Origin of the sequence: Tenacibaculum amylolyticum (genome assembly GCF_964511145.1) — a bacterium.
GTDB lineage: Bacteria > Bacteroidota > Bacteroidia > Flavobacteriales > Flavobacteriaceae > Polaribacter > Polaribacter amylolyticum.
In genome coordinates this window covers 1-1,652 of the sequence record NZ_CAZEFZ010000025.1, presented here as the reverse complement: position 1 = coordinate 1,652, position 1,652 = coordinate 1, and the positions used below count along the sequence as shown (strand labels likewise).

The window sequence follows — 1,652 nt, the reverse complement described above, 5'->3', positions numbered from 1 at the left end:
ATTTTAATTGAGTTTCTGTGACTGAATTTGGATTAATTGCAGGTGTTTTAACAAAACCAAAATAAGCAGGTGCGATACCTCTGTTGTGCTCATAGGTAAATCTAGTAACACCACCTGTTGGATATTTAATTTCTTCTAATAAACCTGCTTTGGAGTTTTCTATATGAACACGTCTATCTGGTTTGTAAAAACCATATTCAAACATACGTAAAAAAGGACCGTTGTTTACTGCGCCATTATAATAGCCCCAATAGTCTTGAGCTGTAGAGAAACGACTTGGTAATACTGTAGCATTATAGGTAAACTCATATGGAGGTAATGCTGTATCATCTTGGCCTTTTTCTACAATATTGTCTAAAAACATACGTTTAAATGACTTGCTGAATAAGGTTGGGTTTCCTGTTATATAAGGCAATAAATTCCTTGTATCTGTACTAGTGGTATAGCGATAGTTTAAATCAAAAGCTTTGATTTGTTTGCCATCTTTATCTAAAATTCGGATCTTATCTAAGGCATATCCGTTATAATCCTGACGTCCTGTAACTTCTCTATCAAAATGAATCGTTCCTTGGCTATATTCAATCTTAGATAAATGATTTTCTGTAGTGCTTATTCTTGATATTTTACTACTAATTGCGTCTAAGTTCCCTACATTACCAACACCGTTGGTTACCGTACCTGTAGGATCGTGCTTATCATATGACTTTTCGTAACGTACAAAACTCTCTGGTAAATACGTATAGCTAATTAGCTCCCCATATGGGGTTTCAATATCCATTAATTTCCAAGAACTATAATTCCCTTCAAAGGCTCCAGGACCATCTGGAACTTGATTTCCATTATAATAAAAAGAGGTACCTATAGAAGAGTTTTGAATATCTCTTCCAAATCGTAAACCATCTTTGGAAATTCCATAATAAAAAATATTTCCGCTTGCATCGGTGATTTCAAAAGAAACTATTTTTCCTAACCCAGGTGATTCTCTCTTATACCTAATTTGTACATCTCCAAAACTCTGAATTACAGGAGATCCATCACTATAATCTAATACAAACTTACCACTGGTACCACCTCCACTAAAAGTAAATTGATCTGGGTAAAAGTCATACCCTGGATCTGTAGCTTCTTTTGTATTCACCGCATCTCGATATGCCTTACTTGTAGAAAAGTTCTCAAAATCTTGCTTGTTCTTTAAATAGGTATTCTGACCTGCACCATCATCGGCTTTTCCTCTAGCTTGCCTAGAAATATCGCCTCCATAAGTAAGCGACCAGCCTTGACCTGTTCTTGGTGCAACTTCTGAAACTTTGACACCACGACCATGATAGCTTAAACTAATAGGAACTTGCAAGCCTTGTACTGCAATTGTATGAATTGGAATGGATACATTGGCCAGCCCCGTATAATGCGAAACTGGAACTTCTGTAAATCTAGATAAGGCTGCTGCCTCTGGCGAAGGAGGAACAACTTCTGGTAAAAAATTACCCTGAGTTGATTGGCTATAGCTCGTAGCACAAAATAGCACCATAACAGTGCACAACAATAATTTTCTCATGAAATGATTGATTTAGCAATTTATATTTAAACAATTTTTCTTGGGACAAATATAGAACACAAATAGCTTAAAAACAAAGCCTTGAAAATATTTTCAA

General features: G+C 35.7%; 1 protein-coding gene. It reads right to left on the bottom strand.

Features of this window, described 5'->3' with window-relative positions; all coding sequences use genetic code 11:
• On the bottom strand, window positions 1-1,555 hold a 1,555-nt coding region (locus tag ACKTTC_RS08335), incomplete at its 3' end, for a hypothetical protein (protein WP_408039348.1).
• Window positions 1,556-1,652: the final 97 nt, after the last annotated feature.